Source organism: Bernardetia aquimarina (assembly GCF_042180575.1).
Lineage (GTDB): Bacteria > Bacteroidota > Bacteroidia > Cytophagales > Bernardetiaceae > Bernardetia.
Map to the genome: position 1 here is coordinate 2,710,786 of NZ_CP170094.1, position 21,834 is coordinate 2,732,619.

Annotated in this window: 26 protein-coding genes; 14 read left to right on the forward strand and 12 right to left on the reverse strand. The window is 31.8% G+C overall.

Annotated features, from left to right (window positions below; all coding sequences use genetic code 11):
* Positions 1 to 113: 113 nt before the first annotated feature.
* Both nth and ACE193_RS11485 read right to left on the reverse strand, forming a co-directional pair.
* Entirely contained in the window at positions 114 to 794 is a 681-nt protein-coding gene (gene nth / locus ACE193_RS11480; RefSeq protein ID WP_375563118.1) for an endonuclease III, read from the reverse strand.
* 53 nt (positions 795 to 847) lie between these two features.
* Positions 848 to 1,384 (reverse strand): hypothetical protein, encoded by a 537-nt coding sequence (locus ACE193_RS11485; protein ID WP_375563119.1) that lies wholly within the window; start codon positions 1,382 to 1,384, stop codon positions 848 to 850.
* A 512-nt stretch (positions 1,385 to 1,896) separates the two neighbouring features.
* On the opposite strand from ACE193_RS11485, the gene ACE193_RS11490 reads away from it, so the two are divergent.
* Together ACE193_RS11490 and ACE193_RS11495 are read left to right on the forward strand one after the other, a co-directional pair.
* Entirely contained in the window at positions 1,897 to 3,903 is a 2,007-nt protein-coding gene (locus ACE193_RS11490; protein ID WP_375563120.1) for a LysM peptidoglycan-binding domain-containing protein, read from the forward strand.
* 55 nt (positions 3,904 to 3,958) lie between these two features.
* A complete protein-coding gene (locus ACE193_RS11495) occupies positions 3,959 to 4,462 on the forward strand; it encodes a nucleoside deaminase (RefSeq protein ID WP_375563121.1) in 504 nt (167 codons plus the stop codon).
* Here ACE193_RS11495 and ACE193_RS11500 read toward each other — a convergent pair.
* Positions 4,418 to 5,158, reverse strand: a complete 741-nt coding sequence (locus tag ACE193_RS11500; RefSeq protein WP_375563123.1) for an OmpA family protein — start codon at positions 5,156 to 5,158, stop codon at positions 4,418 to 4,420. The two genes, ACE193_RS11495 and ACE193_RS11500, sit on opposite strands and share 45 nt — an antisense overlap.
* A gap of 16 nt (positions 5,159 to 5,174) precedes the next feature.
* A complete protein-coding gene (locus tag ACE193_RS11505) occupies positions 5,175 to 6,023 on the reverse strand; it encodes an amidohydrolase (protein ID WP_375563124.1) in 849 nt (282 codons plus the stop codon).
* Between the two features lie 34 nt (positions 6,024 to 6,057).
* On the opposite strand from ACE193_RS11505, the gene ACE193_RS11510 reads away from it, so the two are divergent.
* Together ACE193_RS11510 and ACE193_RS11515 are read left to right on the forward strand one after the other, a co-directional pair.
* Positions 6,058 to 6,888, forward strand: a complete 831-nt coding sequence (locus ACE193_RS11510; protein WP_375563126.1) for a hypothetical protein — start codon at positions 6,058 to 6,060, stop codon at positions 6,886 to 6,888.
* Positions 6,889 to 6,926: 38 nt separating this feature from the next.
* Positions 6,927 to 7,463 carry a hypothetical protein gene (locus tag ACE193_RS11515; RefSeq protein WP_375563127.1) on the forward strand — a complete coding sequence of 179 codons (537 nt, stop codon included), beginning with the start codon at positions 6,927 to 6,929 and terminating at the stop codon, positions 7,461 to 7,463.
* Between the two features lie 192 nt (positions 7,464 to 7,655).
* Here the strand turns inward: ACE193_RS11515 and ACE193_RS11520 are convergent, their stop codons facing one another.
* On the reverse strand, positions 7,656 to 7,964 hold the full coding sequence (locus tag ACE193_RS11520; protein ID WP_375563128.1) for a hypothetical protein: 309 nt from the start codon (positions 7,962 to 7,964) through the stop codon (positions 7,656 to 7,658).
* Positions 7,965 to 8,213: 249 nt separating this feature from the next.
* Between ACE193_RS11520 and ACE193_RS11525 the strand changes: the two genes are divergently transcribed.
* From ACE193_RS11525 to ACE193_RS11535, 3 genes are read left to right on the forward strand one after another with little or no spacing between them, the layout of a single operon-like run.
* A complete protein-coding gene (locus tag ACE193_RS11525; RefSeq protein WP_375558918.1) occupies positions 8,214 to 8,579 on the forward strand; it encodes a hypothetical protein in 366 nt (121 codons plus the stop codon).
* Positions 8,515 to 9,363: an IS1634 family transposase gene (locus ACE193_RS11530; RefSeq protein WP_375558917.1), complete on the forward strand. Its 849-nt coding sequence runs from the start codon at positions 8,515 to 8,517 to the stop codon at positions 9,361 to 9,363. Before ACE193_RS11525 ends, ACE193_RS11530 begins: the two co-directional genes overlap by 65 nt.
* Entirely contained in the window at positions 9,357 to 9,728 is a 372-nt protein-coding gene (locus ACE193_RS11535) for a hypothetical protein (RefSeq protein WP_375558916.1), read from the forward strand. The genes ACE193_RS11530 and ACE193_RS11535 overlap by 7 nt, the downstream gene beginning before the upstream one ends.
* A gap of 77 nt (positions 9,729 to 9,805) precedes the next feature.
* Here ACE193_RS11535 and galE read toward each other — a convergent pair whose 3' ends face one another.
* The 5 genes from galE to mdh form a co-directional block, all read right to left on the reverse strand.
* Complete coding sequence (gene galE / locus ACE193_RS11540; protein ID WP_375563129.1) at positions 9,806 to 10,864, reverse strand: UDP-glucose 4-epimerase GalE; 1,059 nt, start codon at positions 10,862 to 10,864, stop codon at positions 9,806 to 9,808.
* A gap of 75 nt (positions 10,865 to 10,939) precedes the next feature.
* The gene (locus ACE193_RS11545) at positions 10,940 to 11,950 is read right to left on the reverse strand and encodes a hypothetical protein (protein ID WP_375563130.1); all 1,011 of its coding nucleotides are present in this window, start codon (positions 11,948 to 11,950) and stop codon (positions 10,940 to 10,942) included.
* A 9-nt stretch (positions 11,951 to 11,959) separates the two neighbouring features.
* Complete coding sequence (locus ACE193_RS11550; protein ID WP_375563131.1) at positions 11,960 to 12,295, reverse strand: hypothetical protein; 336 nt, start codon at positions 12,293 to 12,295, stop codon at positions 11,960 to 11,962.
* A gap of 37 nt (positions 12,296 to 12,332) precedes the next feature.
* Positions 12,333 to 12,956, reverse strand: a complete 624-nt coding sequence (locus ACE193_RS11555; RefSeq protein WP_375563132.1) for a cupin domain-containing protein — start codon at positions 12,954 to 12,956, stop codon at positions 12,333 to 12,335.
* Positions 12,957 to 13,200: 244 nt separating this feature from the next.
* Positions 13,201 to 14,142, reverse strand: a complete 942-nt coding sequence (gene mdh, locus ACE193_RS11560) for a malate dehydrogenase (protein ID WP_375563133.1) — start codon at positions 14,140 to 14,142, stop codon at positions 13,201 to 13,203.
* Positions 14,143 to 14,399: 257 nt separating this feature from the next.
* On the opposite strand from mdh, the gene ACE193_RS11565 reads away from it, so the two are divergent.
* The 3 genes from ACE193_RS11565 to ACE193_RS11575 all read left to right on the forward strand — a co-directional run bounded on the left by ACE193_RS11565 (position 14,400) and on the right by ACE193_RS11575 (position 15,853).
* Complete coding sequence (locus ACE193_RS11565) at positions 14,400 to 14,555, forward strand: hypothetical protein (protein ID WP_375563134.1); 156 nt, start codon at positions 14,400 to 14,402, stop codon at positions 14,553 to 14,555.
* Positions 14,556 to 14,561: 6 nt separating this feature from the next.
* Positions 14,562 to 14,846: a hypothetical protein gene (locus ACE193_RS11570; RefSeq protein ID WP_375563135.1), complete on the forward strand. Its 285-nt coding sequence runs from the start codon at positions 14,562 to 14,564 to the stop codon at positions 14,844 to 14,846.
* Positions 14,847 to 15,283: 437 nt separating this feature from the next.
* On the forward strand, positions 15,284 to 15,853 hold the full coding sequence (locus ACE193_RS11575; protein ID WP_375563136.1) for a hypothetical protein: 570 nt from the start codon (positions 15,284 to 15,286) through the stop codon (positions 15,851 to 15,853).
* Between the two features lie 690 nt (positions 15,854 to 16,543).
* Here ACE193_RS11575 and ACE193_RS11580 read toward each other — a convergent pair.
* Positions 16,544 to 16,684, reverse strand: coding sequence for a hypothetical protein (locus ACE193_RS11580; RefSeq protein ID WP_375563137.1), 141 nt, complete (start codon positions 16,682 to 16,684; stop codon positions 16,544 to 16,546).
* Between the two features lie 408 nt (positions 16,685 to 17,092).
* On the opposite strand from ACE193_RS11580, the gene purS reads away from it, so the two are divergent.
* Positions 17,093 to 17,353, forward strand: coding sequence for a phosphoribosylformylglycinamidine synthase subunit PurS (gene purS / locus ACE193_RS11585; RefSeq protein ID WP_375563138.1), 261 nt, complete (start codon positions 17,093 to 17,095; stop codon positions 17,351 to 17,353).
* 128 nt (positions 17,354 to 17,481) lie between these two features.
* Here purS and ACE193_RS11590 read toward each other — a convergent pair whose 3' ends face one another.
* Positions 17,482 to 18,846 (reverse strand): hypothetical protein, encoded by a 1,365-nt coding sequence (locus ACE193_RS11590; RefSeq protein ID WP_375563139.1) that lies wholly within the window; start codon positions 18,844 to 18,846, stop codon positions 17,482 to 17,484.
* 516 nt (positions 18,847 to 19,362) lie between these two features.
* Here ACE193_RS11590 and yajC point away from each other — a divergent pair.
* From yajC to ACE193_RS11605, 3 genes are all read left to right on the forward strand, one after another.
* Positions 19,363 to 19,665 (forward strand): preprotein translocase subunit YajC, encoded by a 303-nt coding sequence (yajC, locus tag ACE193_RS11595; protein ID WP_375563140.1) that lies wholly within the window; start codon positions 19,363 to 19,365, stop codon positions 19,663 to 19,665.
* Between the two features lie 38 nt (positions 19,666 to 19,703).
* Positions 19,704 to 20,237, forward strand: a complete 534-nt coding sequence (locus ACE193_RS11600; protein WP_375563141.1) for a hypothetical protein — start codon at positions 19,704 to 19,706, stop codon at positions 20,235 to 20,237.
* A gap of 356 nt (positions 20,238 to 20,593) precedes the next feature.
* Positions 20,594 to 21,766 (forward strand): acyl-CoA dehydrogenase, encoded by a 1,173-nt coding sequence (locus tag ACE193_RS11605; protein ID WP_375563142.1) that lies wholly within the window; start codon positions 20,594 to 20,596, stop codon positions 21,764 to 21,766.
* Positions 21,767 to 21,834: the final 68 nt, after the last annotated feature.

A 21,834-nucleotide genomic window follows, 5' to 3' on the forward strand; every position in this document is an offset into this window, starting at 1 on the left:
TTTTAAACACAGAGTTCACAGAGAGCGCAGAGGAAATACAAATACATTCTAACCACAGAGAAATCAAAGAGATTGAGGAGAATGAAAAATACAATTTTTAATTATTTTTGTATTTACTTCTTCTTCATTTCCTGTTCCTCCAAATATTCTGTATTTCCATACTTACTACAAATCGGACATTCCAACGGATTATGACTTCTTGCAGGACAGTATTCTCTACCAAAATAAATAATTTGAATATGTAGGTCGTTCCAATCTTTCTTAGGAAAAAGTGCTTTCAAATCTCTTTCTGTATGAACTACATTTTTTCCACTTGAAAGTCCCCAACGATATGCCAAGCGATGAATATGCGTATCGACAGGAAAAGCAGGTTGCCCAAAATATTGCGAAACCACAACCGAAGCCGTTTTGTGTCCCACCCCTGGTAATTCTTCCAAAAGCTCCATTTTATCAGGAACTTCTCCACTATATTTTTCTAATAAAATTTCTGATAATCTATGAATTGCCTTTGATTTATTGTTTGAAAGCCCACAAGGACGAATAATACTTTTTATTTGTTCGGGTGTCATCTGAACCATTTTATTTGGCGTATCTGCTTCTTCAAACAAAATTGGTGTAACTTGATTTACTCGTTTGTCGGTACATTGTGCTGAAAGCAAAACAGAAATCAAAAGTGTATAAGCATCTTGATGGTCTAATGGAACAGCAGGATTTGGATATAATTCTTTCAAAATCTTAGCGATTGCATTTGCTTTTTTTTGGGGTGGATAGGTTGTTGATTTTGGAAATTTCATTTTTTGTAGATAAAATATTCAATTGTAGAAATGATAGAATTAAAACAAATCACTTAACACCCACACTCGCCGATAAAGCTCTCACTTACACTTTTTCCTTCTTGGTTAGTTACTTTTAGAGTTCCTGTATAAAGAAAAGTTTCATCTCCATTTTGACTTTCTCTTTCTGTATCCGTTTCAAGGGTGTAGTTTTGTGCTGCATTTTCACTTTTGTAAGTGCTTTTATAATGAGTTTCTGTAATCATTTCTGAGTTTGTCTGCATAAATTTCACTAAAATGCCATCAATTTTTACAAAAGCTGTTTTTTCATAGTTATCCATATAACTGTATTTACTTCCTTCTTTAAAGTCAGCTTCATTTTTTGAAAAATAACAAGAACAACCATCTATTTCTGGTGGGAAATCTGAAAAAACATCAATGCTAAAAGCAGGTTTTTCTATTATTTCTTCTTCTTGAACAATCTCTTTTTCTAATACCGAAGTTTTGGTAGTAGAATCTACATTAGAAGTTGTTTCTTGTTTTTTTGAGTTGCAGGCTGTAAAAAGTAAGGCGAAAAAACATAGTAAAGTTAAATTTAGAGAGTATTTCATAGATAAGTTGGGTTTTAGTTAAAAAAAAGTTAGTTTTTCTGTGTCTAAATTTACTTATAATTTAAGGTTTTTCGATGAATCAATCATAAAATAATCTAAAATGACTTGAATTAAACCGATGAGTTTGGTAATTTTATCGAAAACAACAGGACAACACACCTCATAAACTAAATTTAGACCAACTTAGGATTAATTTATGTGTTATAAATACTAAATTAACCTTTGATTTTTATATTAAGTCAAAAAAATAAGTTTTCGATTCGATTTCCTATCAAAAAAATAAGATATTTGTCTGTCAGAAAATATAATTTTATTTTGAGTCAATTCTTTGAAATAAAATCACAAGAAAATAGATTTATACAAAATAAATACCTTTTTAATAAAAAGAGTGATAAAATAATTTGATTAATTGATTGATAATCAGTTAATTGTATTTGATTATTCTTTAAGGTATCTTTACAGTCAATATTCAAAAACGTATAATTTTACGCAAATTTTTTTCATTTATGCTAATGAGCAACTCTTCAACTAAAGAAAAAAGTCAAGAAAAAGAAGATAATAGGTTTATAAAAACTACTTCTGCCCTCAAACTTTTTTTTGCTTCTGCATTCGTTTTTTGTACTGCTCAGTTTGCAGTAGCACAAAACGGATTAAAGTACGAACCCTATAAATTTACTATAAAAAATACAATCCCTTCAACAGTAGTAAATGACGATAATCAACAAGTCAATACTAAAAAACAAGAAACAAATGCTTTAAAAAATACGATTTTTTCAGAAACTACTTTCCTAACTAATAATAAGCCTTTTACAAATCAGACTTTTTATTATTATTCAGAATCTGATACTGTAAAATGGAATTCTCATCAGCTCAAAGAATCTATGTTTTCTCCTACTGGTGCGCCCCCTTCTGTGGAGCGTCTGATTGTGGGAAGTCCTCTTACACCTTCTGATTCTAGTGATTTGCAAGAACAAAAACGTTTTTCATATCATTTAATAGCTGATTTTGTATCTTATATTTCTGGTCAGCCAGTGGAGTATCTTAATGAAATAGAAGAGATTGTGAGTGATGAAGCATTGATGGTAGATGCAGAATTATTTTTTGACCATCAAGACTCTACGATTGAACTTTTGGAAGGTATAGATTTGGCTAATAATTTTAGAAATGCACTTTCTGATGAAGAAGTAGCTGCTCGTATGAAAGCTATTGAAAAAGAAGTTCCTTTTAATTATACACCTGAAGTACGAAATTTTATAGAAAAATATGGCGTAAAATATTATACATACACAAATACATTAATTGCAAAATCAGATGAATATTTTCCTCTTTTTGAGAAAATACTGAAAGAACAAGGAATGCCAGAAGAACTAAAATATTTGGTTGTAGTGGAATCAGCCTTCAAAACGCAAGTTCGTTCGCATGCTGGTGCTGTTGGGCTTTGGCAGTTTATGCCACGTACTGGAAAAGTTTTTGGTCTGAATCAAAATTTTTATATCGATGAAAGAATGGATCCAACTTCCTCTACGATTGCAGCTTGTAAATATTTGAAATATTTGAATAAGTTTTTTGATGGAGATTGGGAGCTTGCTATTGCTGCCTATAACTGTGGTCCTGGAAATGTACAGAAAGCAATGCGCCGTTCAGGTAAAAAGACTTTTTGGGGAATTTACAATTATTTACCTCGTGAAACTCGTGCTTATGTTCCTCTTTATACTACCTACGCTTATCTTTTCAATTATGCAGAAGACCACGGAATGGTAGTCGAAGAGCCTGTTTATGCGATTGAATATGATACTGTGTTTGTGAGCCAGTATGTAAATTTGGATAAATTAGCTGATGAGCTTCGTATGTGTGCAACGGATTTGAAGGCAATGAATCCAGAGGCAAAACGTGGTATTATTCCTAATTATGCTAAAGAACATCCTATCAGAATTCCTAAAAATAGAGCAGAGTTCTTTTGGAAAAGCCAAGAAGAAATTTTAATTGCTTGTCAGAATCCAAATTATAGAAGTGCAACTACATCAACAGCTACTAAGACAGCATCAAACTATAAGAATACAAAAACTTCTAACACAACAGCACAGAGTTATACAGCTTCTAAATCAACAACTAGAAAAACATATTCTTCAAAATCGTCTGGTTCAAAGTCGTATCATACAGTAAGAAAAGGGGAAACTCTTGGAGGAATTGCAGTAAAATATAATACTTCAATTACTTCATTAAGACGTTGGAATGGAATTTCGGGTTCAAGAATTAATATTGGACAAAAAATAGTTATGTATGGAGTAAAGAAAAGTAGTAGTTCTACTACAAATACAGTTGCTTCAACTAAAAGCACAACTTCTTCTACAAAATCTATTGTTTCTAACAAGTCATCAGGTTCTTATCACGTCGTAAAACAAGGTGATACGCTTTGGGGAATTGCAAATAATGCAGGAATTACGGTTTCAAGATTAAAACAACTCAATAATTTACGTTCTGATAAATTGAATGTGGGGCAGAAATTGAAAGTGATGTAAAAATCAAAACTATACAGCATAAAATACTCTTTATTTGTAATGAAGAGTATTTTTTTTGTCATTTAAAAAAAGAGTAATGGAAGAATTTATGTCAGAAGCGTTAGAAGAAGCTAAAAAAGGTAATACGCTTTATGGTGCTGTTTTGGTAGCAAATGGAAGTTTTGAAACGGTAGCTCGTGCCTTTAATACAGTCAAACAAGATTCAGATGTGAGTACACATGCAGAACTCAATTTGATTAGAAATTTTTGTAAAGAAAATAAAATTACCAATTTAGAAAACTATACACTCATTACGACGTGTGAACCTTGTCCGATGTGTACAACTACGGCAGTTTGGGCGAAGGTTTCAAGAATAGTTTTTGGATTGAGTATCAAAGATTTGATAGAAAAAGGACAACCACAAATAGACATTTCCTGCAAAGAAATTATAGAAAAAAGTAGCATCAAGATAGAAGTAGTAGAAGGAGCTTTGAAAGAAGAAGTAAATAAATGGTACGAAGAACTGAAAAGTTCGCTAATCTATTCCAACAATAACATATTCTATTCTTCTATTTTGTAGATGTTCAGAAGAAGTACATTTTACATCGTTTTTACATTGATTGATTAACTGACTTTCTCCAAAACCTCTAGCTTTTATCCTATCTTCTGCAATTCCTTGTTCTATCAAAAACTCCTTTATTGACTTAGCTTGTCTTTGTGTCAGTTCAAGGTTGTATTCATCTTCTCCTCTTGAATCGGTATGAGCAGCTACTTCTATTTTTATACTTGGATTTAGGCGCATCATATAGGCTAATCGTCGCAAAATAATTTCACATTCTGATAAAACCTTATCACTATTGGGCGAAAAGTGAACACCAATTAATTTTTTGACAACACCGATTCTTATTTTTTCTAATAAAATGTCTTTTTTGATATTTCTTCGTTCGTCTTCTTTGGCTATTTCAGAAGGTAGTTTTTGAGTTTGAAGGCGAATTGTGTCCGTAGAAAAATAATGCCGATTATAGGCACGAATCAAAAAAGTAGTTTCAGGTTCTAAATAAACAAGTGTTTCGCCATCTTTTGTTGTGATGGTTACTTGTTCAGAATTATTACTTGTATTCAGAATACGCACATTGACACCATCAATAGGTTTTCCTGTTTCTTTATCAACGAATCGATACAGTAATCTATACGTTTGGCTTTGTGCTGTTTTGGCAAAAAGAAATGTAGTAGAAAAACAGAAAAATAGCAATAAATAAAAAATAGTTGCTTTCATATTAACCTCTTCAAAATTATTTCAATTCAAACTTATCATCATCTAAATAAACGGCAAATTTCTTTCTATAGTCTTGCAAATCCGTTGCCGAAAGCGAATAAGATAGTATTTCTGTATTTTCAAATTGTTTATCTATAGAATTTAATTTCTCTCCTTTTGGATTATAAATAGCTGAATCTCCATTGTACTCAATTCCTTTTCCATCTTTTCCAATTCTGTTTACACCTACACAATAACACGAATTTTCGATAGCACGAGCAGGTAAAAGTGTATTCCAAGCCAATGCACGAGCAGCAGGGAAATTAGCGACATACAATAAAATATCATATCCAGAAGTAGCAATTCCATCTTTATCAACCATTAAATCATTCCTAGAAAAAACAGGAAAACGCAAATCATAGCATATTTGAGGACAAATTTTCCAACTTTTATACTCAAAAATTGGTAGTTCTTTACCTGCTGAAAACACTTCATGTTCACCTGCCATTCTGAAAAGATGCTTTTTATCATACGTTTGAAAAGTTCCACTTGATTCTACAAAGAACAAACGATTATAAAATGTATTATTGTCTTCTATAATTATACTTCCAGTAATGGCAGTATCATATTTTTTAGCTTGCTCTTCTAACCAAATTAAAGTAGAGTTTCCTCCAAAATTTTCAGCCAAATCTGTATTCATCGTAAAACCAGTAGTAAACATTTCGGGCAAAACGATAAGGTCTGTTTTTTTATTGTTTTGGAATAAAGAAGCAATTACTTTTTCAAAATGATTTTTATTCTGCATTGGGTTTTCCCAAAACAAATCGGATTCAATAAGGCTTATATAAAGTGACGGTTTCATGTATTTACTTTTTTGTGATACCATTTTTTAAACTAAAACTTTTCAATTATAACACATTATGAAAACAAAATTACTTGTATTATTTAATACGCTCACACTGATTTTTACTGTTTTTCTCAATTATTTATCCAATACAGGTTTTTTTGGAGGCAAAACGATTGGAGAAATCAGTAAAAAATATGATACGCTTTTTACTCCTGCTGGCTATGCTTTTTCTATTTGGGGAATCATATTTTTGATGCTTTTTGCCTTTGTAGGTTTTCAATGGTATGTTCTTTACAAATTTAAGAATTCGGTAGATAATTATGATACTTCTGAAAATGTTCTTGTCAAAACAATTCATCAAACAAGTTTTTGGCTTATTGTGGCAAATCTTTGCAATGCTGCTTGGGTATATGTTTGGCTTAACGAATATATTGGACTTTCTGTTTTGGTTATGTTTCTTCTTTTATTTTCTCTTATTAAACTTACCATAAACTTAGGGTTAGAAATTTGGGACGCTCCTGTTAGGATTATTGCCTTTGTTTGGTGGCCTATTGTGATTTACTTGGGTTGGATTATGGTAGCTTCGATTGCAAATGTTTCATCATTTTTGGTTAGTATTGGCTGGCAAGGCGAACCATTTTTTGCTTCTACTTGGACAGTTTTGATGATTGTAGTTGCAACAGGCTTATATTTGGGATTAATTGCAACTAGAAATTTAAGAGAAACGGCAATGGTTGGCGTTTGGGCATTGGTGGCTATTGCTTATCGCCATTGGGAAGTTGAGTCTTTACTTGCCTATGCTGCACTTAGTTGTGGTATTTTGATATTTTTGGCTGCAAGTTTTCACGGTTACAAGAATCAAGAAACTTCACCTTTTCTGAAATGGAAACGAGGAGAAGTTTAAGAATCATATTTTGCTACTTAATTAAATTTTTATTATTTATGACCTATTTTTCAAAAGTTGTTCTATTCTTTATTTTTTTAGTAAGTTTTATAGCCTGTCAATCATCTAGTGAAACCTCAAATACTACTGATACTGAAGCATCTATACAAGAAGAGTCAATTCAAGAAGATAAAAATACAACTTTAACTGTATCTAGTTTTATTGAACATTTCCCAGAAGAACGTGGATGTGGGTGCGACTTTTTTAGAAATGAATCCGATAAAGAAGGACAAAAATATGTTTTTGTAAGCAATGACGAAACAACAGATAAACAGATTGCTTTTATGAAAATAAATGGTGTTATGGTGCGCTTTGTGCAAACTAATCACGAAAAATTAGAAAAAGATGAAAATGTTGATATAAATAACAAAAGCACATTTGTTAGTGAAAATACAGACCAAACCTATACACTTGAAGTAGAGAAAAAAGGCAACAGAGGAGAACATACAATTATTGAATGTATTGGTACTCTAAAAGTAACCGATGAAGCAGGACAAAGTGTAACAGAAACCTTTTTTGGTCAGTGTGCTTGTTAATTTTTCATTTTTAAAAGCATAAAAAATCGGTTGTCCGACAATTTTTGCACCTTATTGATTTTTTCGAATTTTGAATATTGGTGGTCGTCGGTGGAGACACCGACAACATAGTGCAAAAATTGTCAGAGAACCAAAAAATCCTTCAAAATAAAATTTTATTTTGAAGGATTTTTTGGTTTGGATTTTTCTTTCTTAAAAACGCATTCCCATTACTAAAATATCATCAATTTGAGAACGTTCGCCTTTCCAAGCCTTAAACTTTTCATCTAAGATTTGTTTTTGCTCCTCAACAGGCTTTTCATGAATTTCTTTTAATAGTAATTTGAAATTTTTACTCATAAACTTTTCAGACTTTTCGCCTTCAAATTGGTCTTGATAACCATCCGAAAAAATATAGAGCATAATTGGTTCGCTCAAATCTACTTCGTGGCGAGTATAATATCTATCTAATTGAAACTGAACACCTCCAATAGGATATTTATCTCCTCTTGAGTTTGACACTTGTAGTAGTCAAAATACCTAAATTGAATCGTATTGGCACTTTTTTTTTTAAAAATGTAGTGCGAAAAGATGTTGTAAATGTCCTTTTTTTATGCTAAACTTGCCTTTTTGTTTTCGACACCTAATTTTAGTATTCCTATGGCATTTTTATGAAAAGACAAAAAAGGCAATGAGTATTACCTGCGTATCTGCAAAAATGTACGTAGTGGTAAAAAAGTACACCAAGAAACACTCTACAGTTTGGGTAAAGTGTCAGACTATAGTGCTGAGAGTTTGCAGCGAATAGGGACACAACTTTACGTTTTGGGAGAAGGCAATTTAGAAGATTTGGCTCACAGTTTAGCCAAAGAAGTGGGTCGTTATAACTATGGTTATCCGTTGGTTGTCAAACACTTACTTCGTACTTTTGGTATAGATACTTTTTTGGAAACGATACAATCTAAGCATCATTTGAAGTATAATTTATGGGAAATGGTCGTCTTAATGCTTTGCAATCGTTGGTCATCTCCCCTATCCAAGTTGGGAACTTACCATACACAGAGCGATTTTTTTGGGTTTAGAAAAGTTAGAACTTCAACATTTTTATCGGACATTGGACAAGTTGAGTCAGTATAGTGATGCTTTGCAGCGTTTGATTTATGAAAAAAATAAATCTTTTGAGTCCTATTGCTTAGATGTTGTTTTTTATGATGTAACCACTTTTTACTTTGATTCAGAACTTGTTGTAGAAGGTGCTTTACGTCAAAAAGGATTTAGTAAAGATGGCAAAATAGATCAGACACAGATAGTTTTGGGCTTATTGTTAGACAAAAATGGGCTGCCTGTAGGCTATGGTTTATATGCAGGAAATCAATATGAAGGACATACTTTAGTGAGTGAAATAGAAAAATTAAAGAAGAGCTATCCGATTGATAAAGTGATGGTGGTGACTGATAGTGGCATGTTGAATACTTCAAATTGTGAACAAATTAAAGAAGTATTGGGCTACGATTTTTTACTAGGAGGTCGTCTAAAAAGTTTGCCTAAAGCTATCAAAAAGCAACTTTTAGATAAAACAAGTTACCAAGTTTTGGAGCTAGATGATACTGAAGAAGAAGCTAAAAAAATATACATTCAGTACAAAGCTATCTTACACAAAGAACAAAAACTACTTTGTACATACAGTCCACAGCGAGCAAAAAAAGATAAAATCAAACGAGAAGAACGCATTGCAAAAGCTACTCAATTACTCAAAAATCCTTCTCAGTTAGAAAAAAAGGCAGCTCTTTATTTTTTGAAAAAAGAAGGGCAAAATAGCTATCGGCTAGATGAACAAAAAATAGCAGAGCAAGCCCTCTACGATGGTTTAAAAGTCATCACTTGTAGTGTCCCCCTACTACCTCAGAAGAAACAATGTTAGTGCAATACAAACACTTATATAAAATAGAGCAAAGTTTCCGAACCTTCAAGAGTTTTTTAGAAACTAGACCGATGTTTCATTGGACTGATGAGCGTATCAAAGGACATTTTGCTTTCTGTTATTTATCTTTTGCACTATTGCGTAACTTGCAATATCAACTCAAAAAAGCAGCTTTGCCTTATACTGAAAATGAACTTAGAAGACTACTCAATGCGATGCAAGTAAGTCATCTAAAACAAAATAAAGAGGATTTTTATGTTCGTTCAGCGATGAATCAAGAAACGGAAAGCATACTAAAGAAAATCAAACTTAAAAAACTACCTAATATGACAACTAAAAACTTGATAGACAAATACTTAACCTAAAAATGTAGTGCAACTAAAAAAACACAAAACATTGACTATCAGATACTTAAAAGCAAAAGCTGTCAAAGTCAAGATTTTCACAAAATCTTCTGTTGCCATTTCCAAGCTGAAAGCATCATTTCTTCAATTCCATATTTGGGAATCCAACCCAAAATAGTTTTTGCTTTTTCATTATCTGCATAAATTTCTACTACATCGCCTTCTCTTCTTTCTCCTAATTCATAATTGAGTGTCTTATTACTCACTTTTTCAAAGGCTTTTATGGCTTCCAAAACAGTTACACCATTTCCTGTTCCTAGATTAAATATTTCTACTTTCTTACTCTGTTTATTCTCTACTAAAAAATCAATCGCCAAACGGTGAGCTTCTGCAATATCTGAAACGTGGATATAATCACGAATACAAGAACCGTCTCTAGTTTCGTAATCACTTCCATGAACATGCATTGTATCTCTTTTTCCTGCTGCTGTAAGGGTAATAATTGGAACAAGTGAAGTTGGTGGGTTCTTTGGGTCTTCTCCAATTTGTGCCGAAATATGCGCTCCAACTGGATTGAAATAACGAAGCAAAACAAACTTTTGATTTTCAGATATTTTTGCAAAATCAATTATCATTCTTTCACCTACCTGCTTGGTGTAAGCATAAGGAGATTCTGCCACTCCAAAAGCTGTATTTTCTGAAACAGGTAATTCGGTTGTATTTCCATAAACTGAACATGAAGAAGAAAAAATAAAATTTTCTACCTTATATTCTTTACTTAATCTTAAAATATTGAGTAAAGAGTTTAGATTATTTTGATAATAAAAAACAGGGTCAGCTACCGAATCAGGAACAGATTTAAGAGCAGCAAAATGAATAATTCCTATTATTTGAGAATTTGAATCTACTTCCTTTTCAAAAACTTCTTTTGTCTTTTCATAATCACACAAATCTATATCATAATTTTTTACTTCTTGTCCTGTAAGATTTTTTATATTTTCAATGACAGAAGAAGAAGAATTGAGATGATTATCGATAGAAATTATTTGATAATCTTCATCATAGTCATTTTTTTTGGTGTAATTCTCTAAACATTCGACAACGGTATGCGAACCAATATAGCCACAACCTCCTGTAATAATTATTTTTTTTTGCATAATAAATGTTTTAAACTTTGACTGATGAAAAATAAGTTCATTTATATCTCAAACTATTTTCAGAATAATTTTGGATTACCTAAAAATACTCAAAAACCAACTTTGTTTTTCTTCTACAATAGCATCTTTAAGTGAGGGTTCTTTTTCTTTGTATAGCAAGTATTCTTCATCTTCAAAAAAACTATGAATAAATGATTTAGCAACTTGCTTATAGGTATTCCAAGCTCTATCAATTTTGAGATGATGATTAGATATTGACCAAGACTGAAATTCAGAACTACTAAAAAAATGAATAACGTTTTTATCTAATATTAATTTTTCTGATTTACTAATTAACCTTAAAGATACATGTTGCCATTTTTGAGAAAAATTCATCCACCAAAGATAGTCATATAATGTATGAATGGAAACTGGCGATTTGTCAATCTGTGGAGCTAGAAAATCCATCATTTTCTGTGTATATTTTTCTGTACCTAGCTTTCTACTTATCATAAATGGAAGAATATCTGAATAAGGTTTGAAAGCATCTTCTGACAGAACATAATATTTGACTTTATCACTACCAAAAAGTTGATCTCCATGTTCGCCTGTAACAAAAACCTTAGTTTTGTCTTCTAAAAGTGGATAAAGAGGAGGCTGATAAAGGGTATAATTAATTTTATTTTGTATAACTTGTTCAAAAAAGTTAGGAAATTCATTGATAGATTCTGTAGATAATAATACCTCAAGGTTATCTAAATTACCTTTTTCTTGTGCTACTTGAATAAGAGCCACAAGAGCAACAGTAGAATCAATCCCACCAGACCATAACACACAAATTCTCTTATTCGTTTTTTGAGCAAGTATCAGTAGTTGTTTTGCTCTAAAAAGGGCTATCTGTTTGAAACTAAGTTCTGTTTTTTGAAAATCATAGAGAGGGTCAAGAACCTCAAACTTTAAATGTCCAATATCTAATGTTTGTGTACGGTCTATAAGTGTACACCCAAAAAAACGACAGGCTGTTAGATATTCTTTTTTACACTTGCTGTGATAAAAAGGATGACGCAACAGTTTTGATAAAGGTAGAAAAGTTAATGGAGTGTTCATCATTTTAATTTATAGACGAGCAAAAGCATCAGGATTGAGACTTCTAACTTTTTCTTGGTAGTCTTTAAGTAGTTTTTTCAAGCTATCAACATTATTCTCTACAATAGAGTCTGTTTTATTAACAGCAATACCTGTAATAACTATTTTATCAGAAAATTCAAGTTTGATAAGTGGAAATTTTTTGGACGAAAACCAACTTCTTGGAGTAGCATAAATTTCCCAAGTATTGTCTTTTCTATCATCTTTGTATTTAACTCTATATTTTTCATCAACTGTCCGAGAACCTGTTTCATAGGTATAGGTCTGCTGACGAACCAAGTAGGTATGCCCTGACTCCTCACACATTTTATTAAATGATTTAATGAAGTCGTCAAAAATAGTTTTATATTCTGTAAGTACCATTATACATAGGGTGATTTTGTTCAGATTGAGGTATAGACGAAAAAATATGTAGAGGAACTACAACTAGAGGTTCGCCAAAAGGTGTTTCAAAATGATGAGGACACATAGGCTCTAATATACAAACTTTTCCTTTATATAACTCTTCAGTATGTGTATGTTTATCTAAACCCACAATACTTTGTCCTTTTCCTCTCAAAACTAACACAACTCTTGCCGTAGAATGTATATGATGTGCCTGTTCGCTACTGTTAGGAGGCATATAAAGATATTGCAAAGTAGGGTCGCCTTGTCTAATAGGAGGAAAGAGTTGTTTAGTAGAACAGCCATTAATATAGGGCAAAACCGTAACTCCTTTGAGAGAAATACTAGCTTCTGGAGGCATATAACCTCGTATAAGCGTAGCACAATGTAAAGAATCGATACTACATTTCCCTTTTCTTAGGTGTGCATACTCAAGAGCATCATCAAAGTAGTAAACACTATCGCCCTCTTCTACCTCTATAGTATGCTTTCCAACAAATACCTTGAAAAAATATAATTGGTCAGAGGGACTTTGATAAATTTGAGGAGATGATGTATCGAAATAATAAACACTATTAGACATAGTAATAGAGTATTGAAGAACTTATTAATTAAATTATGATTGAGAAAAACACCTGTAAACATACAAATTATATAAGTAACATACCTAAACTGACTTTATAGAGTTTGTAATTACACTTAGTTTTGAAGCATAACATTATCCAAAAAAAGTCCACAAACTAAATTATGGACTTTTTTATAAATAGAATTTCATTAAAATAGGTAGATTGAAATCAATTTACAATTTACCACTTATAATTCTTTTCTTATACAGTTGCATTCATGTTGTCAAAAGTATCCATTACTTCTTTAACGTGCTGACGAGAAGTTTCTAACAATGCTTTTTCGTCATCGTTAAGGTCAAGTTCGATAATTTTTTCGATACCGTTTTTACCCAAAATTACAGGAACTCCTAAGTAACAATCTTTGATACCATATTCTCCGTCTAACTTCACACAAACAGGGAATACTCTACGTTGATTTTTAACAATAGCTTCTACCATTTGAGCAGCAGCAGCTCCTGGAGCATACCAAGCAGAAGTTCCCATTAATTTAACGAGTTCTCCACCACCTTTTTTAGTGCGTTCTACGATTGCTTCTAATTTGTCTGCATCAATAAGTTCAGTTACAGGAATACCAGCAACAGTTGTATAACGAGGAAGTGGTACCATTGTATCGCCGTGTCCACCCATCAAAATTGCTTGAATTTCTTTTGGAGAAATATCTAAAGCCTCAGCCAAAAATGCACGGTAACGAGCTGTATCCAAGATACCAGCCATTCCCATTACTTGACGACGGTCTTTTTTAGAAGCTAAGTGAGCAGCATACGTCATTACGTCCAAAGGATTTGAAACGATAATAATGATTGCATTTGGAGAATGCTCAATTACTTTTGAAGTAACTTCGTTTACAATTTTTGCATTTGTAGCAATTAAGTCATCACGAGTCATACCTGGTTTACGAGGCAAACCAGAGGTAATAACAACAACATCAGAATTTGCTGTACGAGCATAATCGCCTGTTACACCTACTGTACGTGTGTCATATACATTAATTGGAGCTTTTTGCCAAATATCTAATGCTTTGCCTTCAGCAAAACCTTCTTTGATATCTACTAAAACTACTTCTTGACATATTTCACGAGTTGCTAATACATCTGCACAAGTTGCGCCTACGTTTCCTGCGCCTACTACGGTTACTTTTGTCATTTTATTGTATGTTTTTTATAAAAAATAGTATTACAAATACAATTTAAGATACGATTAAAACGAAAAGGAAAATTTTTGAATAAATAACCTTCTCTTATGCTTCAAAGGTACAAAACTTTATAGATTTTTCGGAATTCTGAATTACTAAGAAAAAATAATTTTATCTTCTTTGTATATTCTGTTAGATTTGCTTGTTGTTGCTTGATAAGCAAACACTCAGAAACTAATCCATAATTATAATTCAAAAAGCAATTAAATTGAAACTAAACACAAACCTACATAGACTTTCTTTGCATGATTCTTATTTTACAAACCTAGAACGCATAGGACAAAATATTGAACTGGCTTTTGACTGGGCAAGTTTGGATAATTTTGCAGAAAATAATATTAATGAAGGTATTGTATTAGGATGAACCAAATTGAGTATAAAAGGAGTTTCAAATGAAGAGTTTACAGGCTATTTTCATAAAGAAGGAATAACAAAATCGATTGAAGCTCCAAAAGATATTGTAAAATTATGGCAAGCAATTGGTGAGAGTATAATAGACGAAACAGCTAAAAAAATTAAATTTAGTGGAGGTTTTACTGATAAAGAAGGTGATTTTTGGATTGAATGGACTTTTAATTATAACAGTTGTGAAGTTGAGTGGAATAATTACATAACTGTTGATGAATGGAGAGATGGAAAATTACCAAATGATTGATAAATCTATTGCTTTAACCTATTCTTAGAAAAAGTGAACCACGTTTTAATAAGGAATTGAAATTAAATAACACACTCATTTAAAAACAACAAGTTATTGATGTTCAGCGCATTAAATTCGTAACCTTTAATAGCTTCGCTGCTTTGGCAGGTCGTAATTGTTCCTAAATTATCTATTCAAAAAACAAATACATTTCATTTTCATCATTTCTAAAATTAGTATGAGTAACAGGTTCTGAAAAAATAGGCTTTTTTGATGTAAGAAGAGTCTAATTTATGTGCTACTCATTACACCTCCAATGTTTCGGATAATTTACTTTCTAACTGTACTAAAAGAAACTAAAGACAGCAAAATATGTAACTTATTCGTACAATACTTTAGCTATTGGTAATTCAATTTGGTTAGCTTTTTATCCAAAACCTTATAATCTTGCTATTTTGGTAGGAATTATTGTCGTTCTGATAGGTATTTTGATACCTAAACTTTCGGCTGGATTTATAACCAACTTAGATACAAAAGAGGATAAGCGACCTAATACAATGATGGGTTTTCTTTTTCTGTGTTTGATAATAGGTTTGAGAGCTATGCTTGATGTAAATATTTTTGACTATTCTCCTATCTGGACTCCTTGTCTTTTACTTACTACTGGACTGACTTTGTTTGTATCTATAGGAAAAGATTTTAAGATTAAAAAAGTGAGTAGTTATTTTTATGCTTTCTTCTTTTGGTGTCTATTCTTTGGTTATAGCTTTGGTGCAATCGTACTACTCAATGCAAATTATGATACTTCCAAATCAAAAGAATACAAGGCAAAAATTACAGGAAAAAGAATAGGTACTGCAGATGTAACGACTTATCATGTTAAATTAGACAAATGGCACGAAACGTCTGAGGTAGATGAAATTCAAGTTTCAGAAGATATGTATTATGAAGTAGAAAAAAATGACAGTATTAAAATTTATTTGCAAGAAGGAAAATTTGGTATTCCTTGGTTAATACCTAATTAGACAAGTTTATCATCAAAAAATTTCAACGTAAAATTAAATCATTATGTAAAAATGTATATTCTATAAAATCGATATTTATCCTAAAAAAATAAGCTACAAACTTTTTGTATGCTCTCTCAAAACCATTTACGAAGTAGTTACCCTAGAAGAAATAAAGAAAATATTAATTACTCTTTTTACTATAAATCGAAACTTCTTTCCATAAAAAAACACACTTTTCAGTTGAAAAGTGTGTTTTTGATAGGTTTCCCTTGTTAATTTTCACAATGAGATTTTAACTTGTTTTTAAATAAACTTCAATTGACATTATTTTCTGAATCTGATGTTTTCAAATTAAGGAGGTCAGAGAGTTTTCATGTATATAAAAGTATTCCCCGTACTTTTATATACGTTTCTTTTTTAGTTGAGTACTCATCCCCTTAAAACTTTCCTTAAGTAAAAAAGAAACCTTCTCTGACCTACTGCCTGTTTGACTATAAACTTCAAACGAAGGACTTATTATCCCCTTGTTACTACTTAATGACAAAAAGTGCTTAAAAGTGACAACATATTTTGAAAATAATTTAGAAAGCTTGGATACTTTACACTTAACTAATTGAAATACAAAACTTTACAAAAGTAAAATTATTTTCAAAAAAATAAAAAAATAGGCAAATTTGTTAATAAATATTAATTTTTATTACACAAAAACTAAAAATCTCTGTTGATAATTCTCAGATTATAGGGAAGCTGAGAAATAAAATTACTCCATTCTAAAATACTATTGTCGGTTCGGTCTTGATTCAGAAAGTCTTGATGAATTGCTGAATTAATTATATGTGTATATGTCATAAAGAAAGTTTACGTAAAATAGATTTTGAGAGTTATTGGTCGCTTATTATTTGGTTTTGTTAATTATTCATAAGTAGTAAGACATTATTAGCAAGTGATTTGGCTTAGCCGAGCTATCGGTTTTATGATTACTATGATAATTACAGGATAATACAATAAAAATTAAATAAGCATTAAAAAGATATTATTACTTAGCTTTTCTAGCTTTAATTTGTATTTATCTTGTATTTCATCTTAAAAATCATATAAATCACTCGCTAATCAGTTATATGTATTATTAATTTTGTACAACTACTTAACTCACAATTTATCATTCATAATTGTTTCTTAGTCCGTATATTTGTTTTTATAAATTCTATACAGAATTCTTAATTTAGGAATCTTTACACTCAAAATTACATAATAACTATGAAGTTCAGAGCAGAAATTGACGTAATGCCACTTAAAGAAATTTTAGACCCACAAGGAAAAGCCGTAAAATTAGGCTTGGATAATTTGGGTGTAAAACAGGTTCATGATGTCAGAGTCGGAAAACATATTCAGTTAGAAATAGAAGCTACTGACAAAGCTGAAGCCGAACAAAAAGTAGAATTGGCATGTAAAAAATTATTAGCTAATTTGATTATGGAGTTCTATGAGTACAAAATCTTTGAAGTAGAAATGGCTTAGGTCTTTCATGTAAAAGAAATCAAAACACAAAAAAAGCGTAGGAAAAATTCCCACGCTTTTTTCAATCCTATCCTATCCTTAATCTTAAATGTGCCATTTTTGGTATCTCCACCAATGACATCATGAATTTAATCTTCAATTTCTTTTATTGTTACCGAATAACGAGCAATGTCTTCTTTCTTAATTCCTTCCAAACGATAGGCTCTTCCGATGCTACGGATTTGATTTGCTTTCAAGGTTGGTTCAGAAGAGTTTATAAAATAAGTTGTTCTGCTATCCAAAATTTGTTCTTGATGCCCTATCCAGTTGATTTCTGCTTGTAAAAGTTTTACTTGTCCTTTTTCTGTTGCATTTTGGATTTCCCATTCAAAGTGATGAAAAGCTCCAATTTTTCCATTCTCTTCTACTTCTTGTAAGTTACTCACTCGTTCTGAAAGCAACACATTTGGATTAAAATCACTCATATCATTCCATTCCAAACTTATAGGAACAGTATTTATTTCTGTATTTTCTTGATATTCTACCTTTTCTACTCGTACCCTAACTAAAGTTGCATTTTCTACAAACTCTTCTTTGTATTCTAAGTAACGAAACGGAATTGATTCTCCTTTTCTAGCGATTGGGTCAAAGGTTTCTATTGCCTGTACTACATCTTGTGCGATTGCATTTCCATCTCTATCCAAAAGTTCGATTTTGAGTTTTAGACTAGAAATTGCACCTGTAGAAACATACAAATCAGCTAACAAATTATAAGAATATGAACCATTAAAATTTTTGAACTTAGATTGTTCTACTTCTAATTTTAAGCCTTCAAATTTTGGATTTATTATCCATTCTACTGGCAAATGAAGTCCTTCGTCTTCCAAAATCGTAATTGATTTTAATGAACCTTCAGCTTGCATAGGCAAATTATCATTATCAAAAGCCAAACTAGCTGTATTATTAGATGTCAAAGTCATTAGGTCTTCTGCAAATGGAACTTGTTGTGCTTCTTGTTCTAAATAGCTATATCCCAAATATCCACTAGAAAGAAACATCACACCGACAAGTCCCATCATAATATTGGTATGCCAAGAGCGTTTTTTCATAGCTTCTTCCAAAGCTGCACCTTTATAAATCTGACTCAAAAGCTGCATGGCTTTATAATGTTGAGGTTCGTTATCTACACAACGACGAGCCAAACCTGCTGCACGATATTTGTCCGTAGCTTTTCCATAATCCAACCAACGATTATAAAATGAAACTGCCAAGCCAAAGAGAGCTTCTGTATGATTAGGATGAATACCCAATACTTTTTCAAATTCTCTGATAGCATCGTTCCAATTTTGAAATTCTGCATATCCATATCCTCTGTGTAAGTGAGATTCTAAAACAGCTTGCAACTCATAATAATCGGCTGCATTCATTGCTTCAGCAGTTTTGCGATAACGACTATTATTAGAAAATAGCTGGTAGAATAATTCTTCGGATTTATAGAATATATAGTTTATCATAATTGAAAATAATTAGAAAGGCGTGTAGCTGGTTGTTCTTTTTTTATAAATTTCTGTATCTTAATTTCTTTAGAGATTCTTGTAAGTCTTATTACATTCTTAATAAAGTTTGTTGCTTTAGAATTGCTCGTAATTGTTTAGGTACTATTCAAAATCCACGCAAGAAATCACTCTGAAATGCCAAACTACCTTCGTTTTCGATAAACATAAACAGACTCTAAGGTAAAACGCTATTTTTATTGGATAAAGGAAAATCAGCAAAAATGTCTAAAAATGAGTAAATAGAGGAAAATCTGACAAAAAATTGACAATAAATAAGATAAAATTGATAATTTAATTAGAAAAAACCTTATATGTAGCGCAAAGGCTTGCCTTTAATAGTGTTATATAAATCGTCAAACTTTAAAGAATATAAAAAAATGGCATTGAAAAAGGCATTAAAACCAAATGACTGATTTTTTTAGTAATTTTGTTTTTAATTGAAAAATCAATATTCACTAATCAAAACACAAACGTATGTTAGTACAAATGCCAGCTAGTGGGATGGACATCGGACAAATTTTAATTTTTGTAGCTATGGGGGCAGTATTCTATTTTCTTATATACCGTCCAAATCAACAAAGAAACAAAAAACAAAAAGCATTTATGGAATCTTTAGCTAGAGAAATGAAAATCGTTACAACAGGTGGCGTGCATGGAAAAATAATTGATGTAAGCGAAAATACAGTAACTGTAGAAGTCGATAAAGGTGTTCGTATGAAATTAGACAAAACAGCGATTGCTTATGAGGCTGGTGTAGTTGCAGAAACTAAAAAATAAATATTTCAATCCTTACTACTCAAAGTCAAATGAATCAAATGAAAAAAATAAATCTATTTCTCGTCTTTGCTTTGTGTCTTGCTATTTTCTCTGCTTGTAAAAAAGAAGAAAGCGAACCAACACCAAAAGAAAATCTAGTTAATAAAACGTGGGTCGTAACAAGTTCTGATACAGAAATTTTGCTTCCTTTCGGACAAACTCTTCCTGATAGCATTCAAAATGCCTTTGACCCTACACAGGGAATAGAAGGACAAGCAATCATTTTTAATGAAGACGGAACTTTTTTGGTAGGAGAATCTGATAACCAACAGCAAGGAACTTGGATACTTTCAGAAGACGGACAAATGCTTACTTTTACTGGTTTGGTAGAAGGTGATTTGACAGACTTTATAGATGCTCAAACTCTCTCTAATCTACAAACTTTTGATGTAACTACACTTACAGATTCACAATTAGCGATTCAGAATAGTACAGTTGTTACTATTCCAGCAGAAATAGCAGAGCCGTTAGTAGGTTTTGCGATTGAAATTCCAGTTACTGTACAGCTCAATATTACTTTTGATAAACAATAAGCTTAGAAGTTTTTTTATAAAAACCCAAAATTGATTTACAAAAGCCTTTAAAATCGTATAATACAAAATTTCAAATCTGATTGAAAATTCGTATTTTTGTCTGATTATCAAGAATATACGTAATTAATATATTCTTGATTATAAAATTAATAAAACATAACCGTTGCTCGTGTTCCCACCATATCTGTCAAGCTAACAATGAAAACAGGGTTAAAACCCTGTCCAATTCATAATTTCAGAATTGTTCTCTTCAATTGAACAGGGTTTTAACCCTGTTTGTGGTGGGATAGAATAAAATTAACTTGACGGCTATGGTGTCCCCACGAGCGACATACATTATAAAAACATAAAAATATATGGCATTAGTAGCAGATACTCCACAAGTTCTAGGTTTCGAACTTACAGAAGAACAAGCAGAAGTACAACAAGCAGCAAGAGATTTTGCCCAAACTCAACTTTGGGAAGGAATCATCGAACGTGATAACGAACAACGTTTTCCAGCCGAGCAAGTCAAACAAATGGGCGAACTTGGTTTTATGGGAATGATGGTAAATCCTGAATATGGAGGAAGTGGAATGGATACCGTTTCTTATATCTTGGCTATCGAAGAAATTTCAAAAGTAGATGCTTCGGCTTCTGTTTGTATGTCAGTAAACAACTCTCTTGTTTGTTGGGCATTGGAAAAATACGGAACAGAAGAGCAAAAACAGAAATTCTTAAAGCCTCTTGCATCAGGCGAAAAAATTGGAGCATTCTGTCTTTCTGAGCCAGAAGCAGGAAGTGATGCTACTTCTCAACGTACAACAGCAGAAGACAAAGGCGATCATTATTTGGTAAATGGAACAAAAAACTGGATTACAAATGGTAAAAACGCTTCTATTTATTTAGTAATTGCTCAAACCGATGTTGATAAAAAACACAAAGGAATTAATTGTGTAATTGTTGAACGTGGAATGGATGGTTTTGTAGTTGGGCAAAAAGAAGACAAAATGGGTATTCGTGGTTCGGATACACACTCTTTAATGTTTACTGATGTAAAAGTACCTAAAGAAAATCGTTTGGGAGCAGACGGACAAGGTTTTGGCATTGCTATGGCTACTTTGAATGGTGGACGTATCGGAATTGCTGCACAAGCTGTTGGTATTGCTGGTGGTGCTTTAGAACTAGCCTTGAAATACTCAAAAGAAAGAAAAACATTTGGAAAAGAAATCCACAAACACCAAGCAATCGCTTTTAAATTAGCTGATATGGCTACAAAAGTAGAAGCTGCTCGTTTGCTTTGTTTGAAGGCTGCACAAATTAAAGATGCAGGTGGAGATTACTCTCTTTCTGGTGCAATGGCGAAACTTTATGCTTCAAAAATTGCTATGGAAGTAACTTCTGATGCTATTCAAATTCACGGTGGATATGGTTATGTAAAAGAATTCCACGTAGAAAGAATGCTTCGTGATGCCAAAATCACAGAAATCTATGAAGGAACTTCTGAAATTCAGAAAATTGTAATTTCAAGACATATCTTAAAAGACTAAAACGTAGCTTACGCTTTAGCGTGAGAAAAAATGAGACACTTTATTTATAATAAGTAAAGTGTCTTTAT

Excerpts from the sequence above, each read along its gene's own strand:
- nth (WP_375563118.1), bottom strand. The coding sequence starts at position 794 with ATGAAATTTCCAAAATCAACAACCTATCCACCCCAAAAAAAAGCAAAT.
- ACE193_RS11485 (WP_375563119.1), bottom strand. The coding sequence starts at position 1,384 with ATGAAATACTCTCTAAATTTAACTTTACTATGTTTTTTCGCCTTACTT.
- ACE193_RS11490 (WP_375563120.1), top strand. The coding sequence starts at position 1,897 with ATGAGCAACTCTTCAACTAAAGAAAAAAGTCAAGAAAAAGAAGATAAT.
- ACE193_RS11500 (WP_375563123.1), bottom strand. The coding sequence starts at position 5,158 with ATGAAAGCAACTATTTTTTATTTATTGCTATTTTTCTGTTTTTCTACT.
- ACE193_RS11505 (WP_375563124.1), bottom strand. The coding sequence starts at position 6,023 with ATGGTATCACAAAAAAGTAAATACATGAAACCGTCACTTTATATAAGC.
- ACE193_RS11510 (WP_375563126.1), top strand. The coding sequence starts at position 6,058 with ATGAAAACAAAATTACTTGTATTATTTAATACGCTCACACTGATTTTT.
- ACE193_RS11515 (WP_375563127.1), top strand. The coding sequence starts at position 6,927 with ATGACCTATTTTTCAAAAGTTGTTCTATTCTTTATTTTTTTAGTAAGT.
- ACE193_RS11535 (WP_375558916.1), top strand. The coding sequence starts at position 9,357 with ATGTTAGTGCAATACAAACACTTATATAAAATAGAGCAAAGTTTCCGA.
- galE (WP_375563129.1), bottom strand. The coding sequence starts at position 10,864 with ATGCAAAAAAAAATAATTATTACAGGAGGTTGTGGCTATATTGGTTCG.
- ACE193_RS11545 (WP_375563130.1), bottom strand. The coding sequence starts at position 11,950 with ATGAACACTCCATTAACTTTTCTACCTTTATCAAAACTGTTGCGTCAT.
- ACE193_RS11550 (WP_375563131.1), bottom strand. The coding sequence starts at position 12,295 with ATGTGTGAGGAGTCAGGGCATACCTACTTGGTTCGTCAGCAGACCTAT.
- ACE193_RS11555 (WP_375563132.1), bottom strand. The coding sequence starts at position 12,956 with ATGTCTAATAGTGTTTATTATTTCGATACATCATCTCCTCAAATTTAT.
- mdh (WP_375563133.1), bottom strand. The coding sequence starts at position 14,142 with ATGACAAAAGTAACCGTAGTAGGCGCAGGAAACGTAGGCGCAACTTGT.
- ACE193_RS11580 (WP_375563137.1), bottom strand. The coding sequence starts at position 16,684 with ATGACATATACACATATAATTAATTCAGCAATTCATCAAGACTTTCTG.
- purS (WP_375563138.1), top strand. The coding sequence starts at position 17,093 with ATGAAGTTCAGAGCAGAAATTGACGTAATGCCACTTAAAGAAATTTTA.
- ACE193_RS11590 (WP_375563139.1), bottom strand. The coding sequence starts at position 18,846 with ATGATAAACTATATATTCTATAAATCCGAAGAATTATTCTACCAGCTA.
- yajC (WP_375563140.1), top strand. The coding sequence starts at position 19,363 with ATGTTAGTACAAATGCCAGCTAGTGGGATGGACATCGGACAAATTTTA.
- ACE193_RS11600 (WP_375563141.1), top strand. The coding sequence starts at position 19,704 with ATGAAAAAAATAAATCTATTTCTCGTCTTTGCTTTGTGTCTTGCTATT.
- ACE193_RS11605 (WP_375563142.1), top strand. The coding sequence starts at position 20,594 with ATGGCATTAGTAGCAGATACTCCACAAGTTCTAGGTTTCGAACTTACA.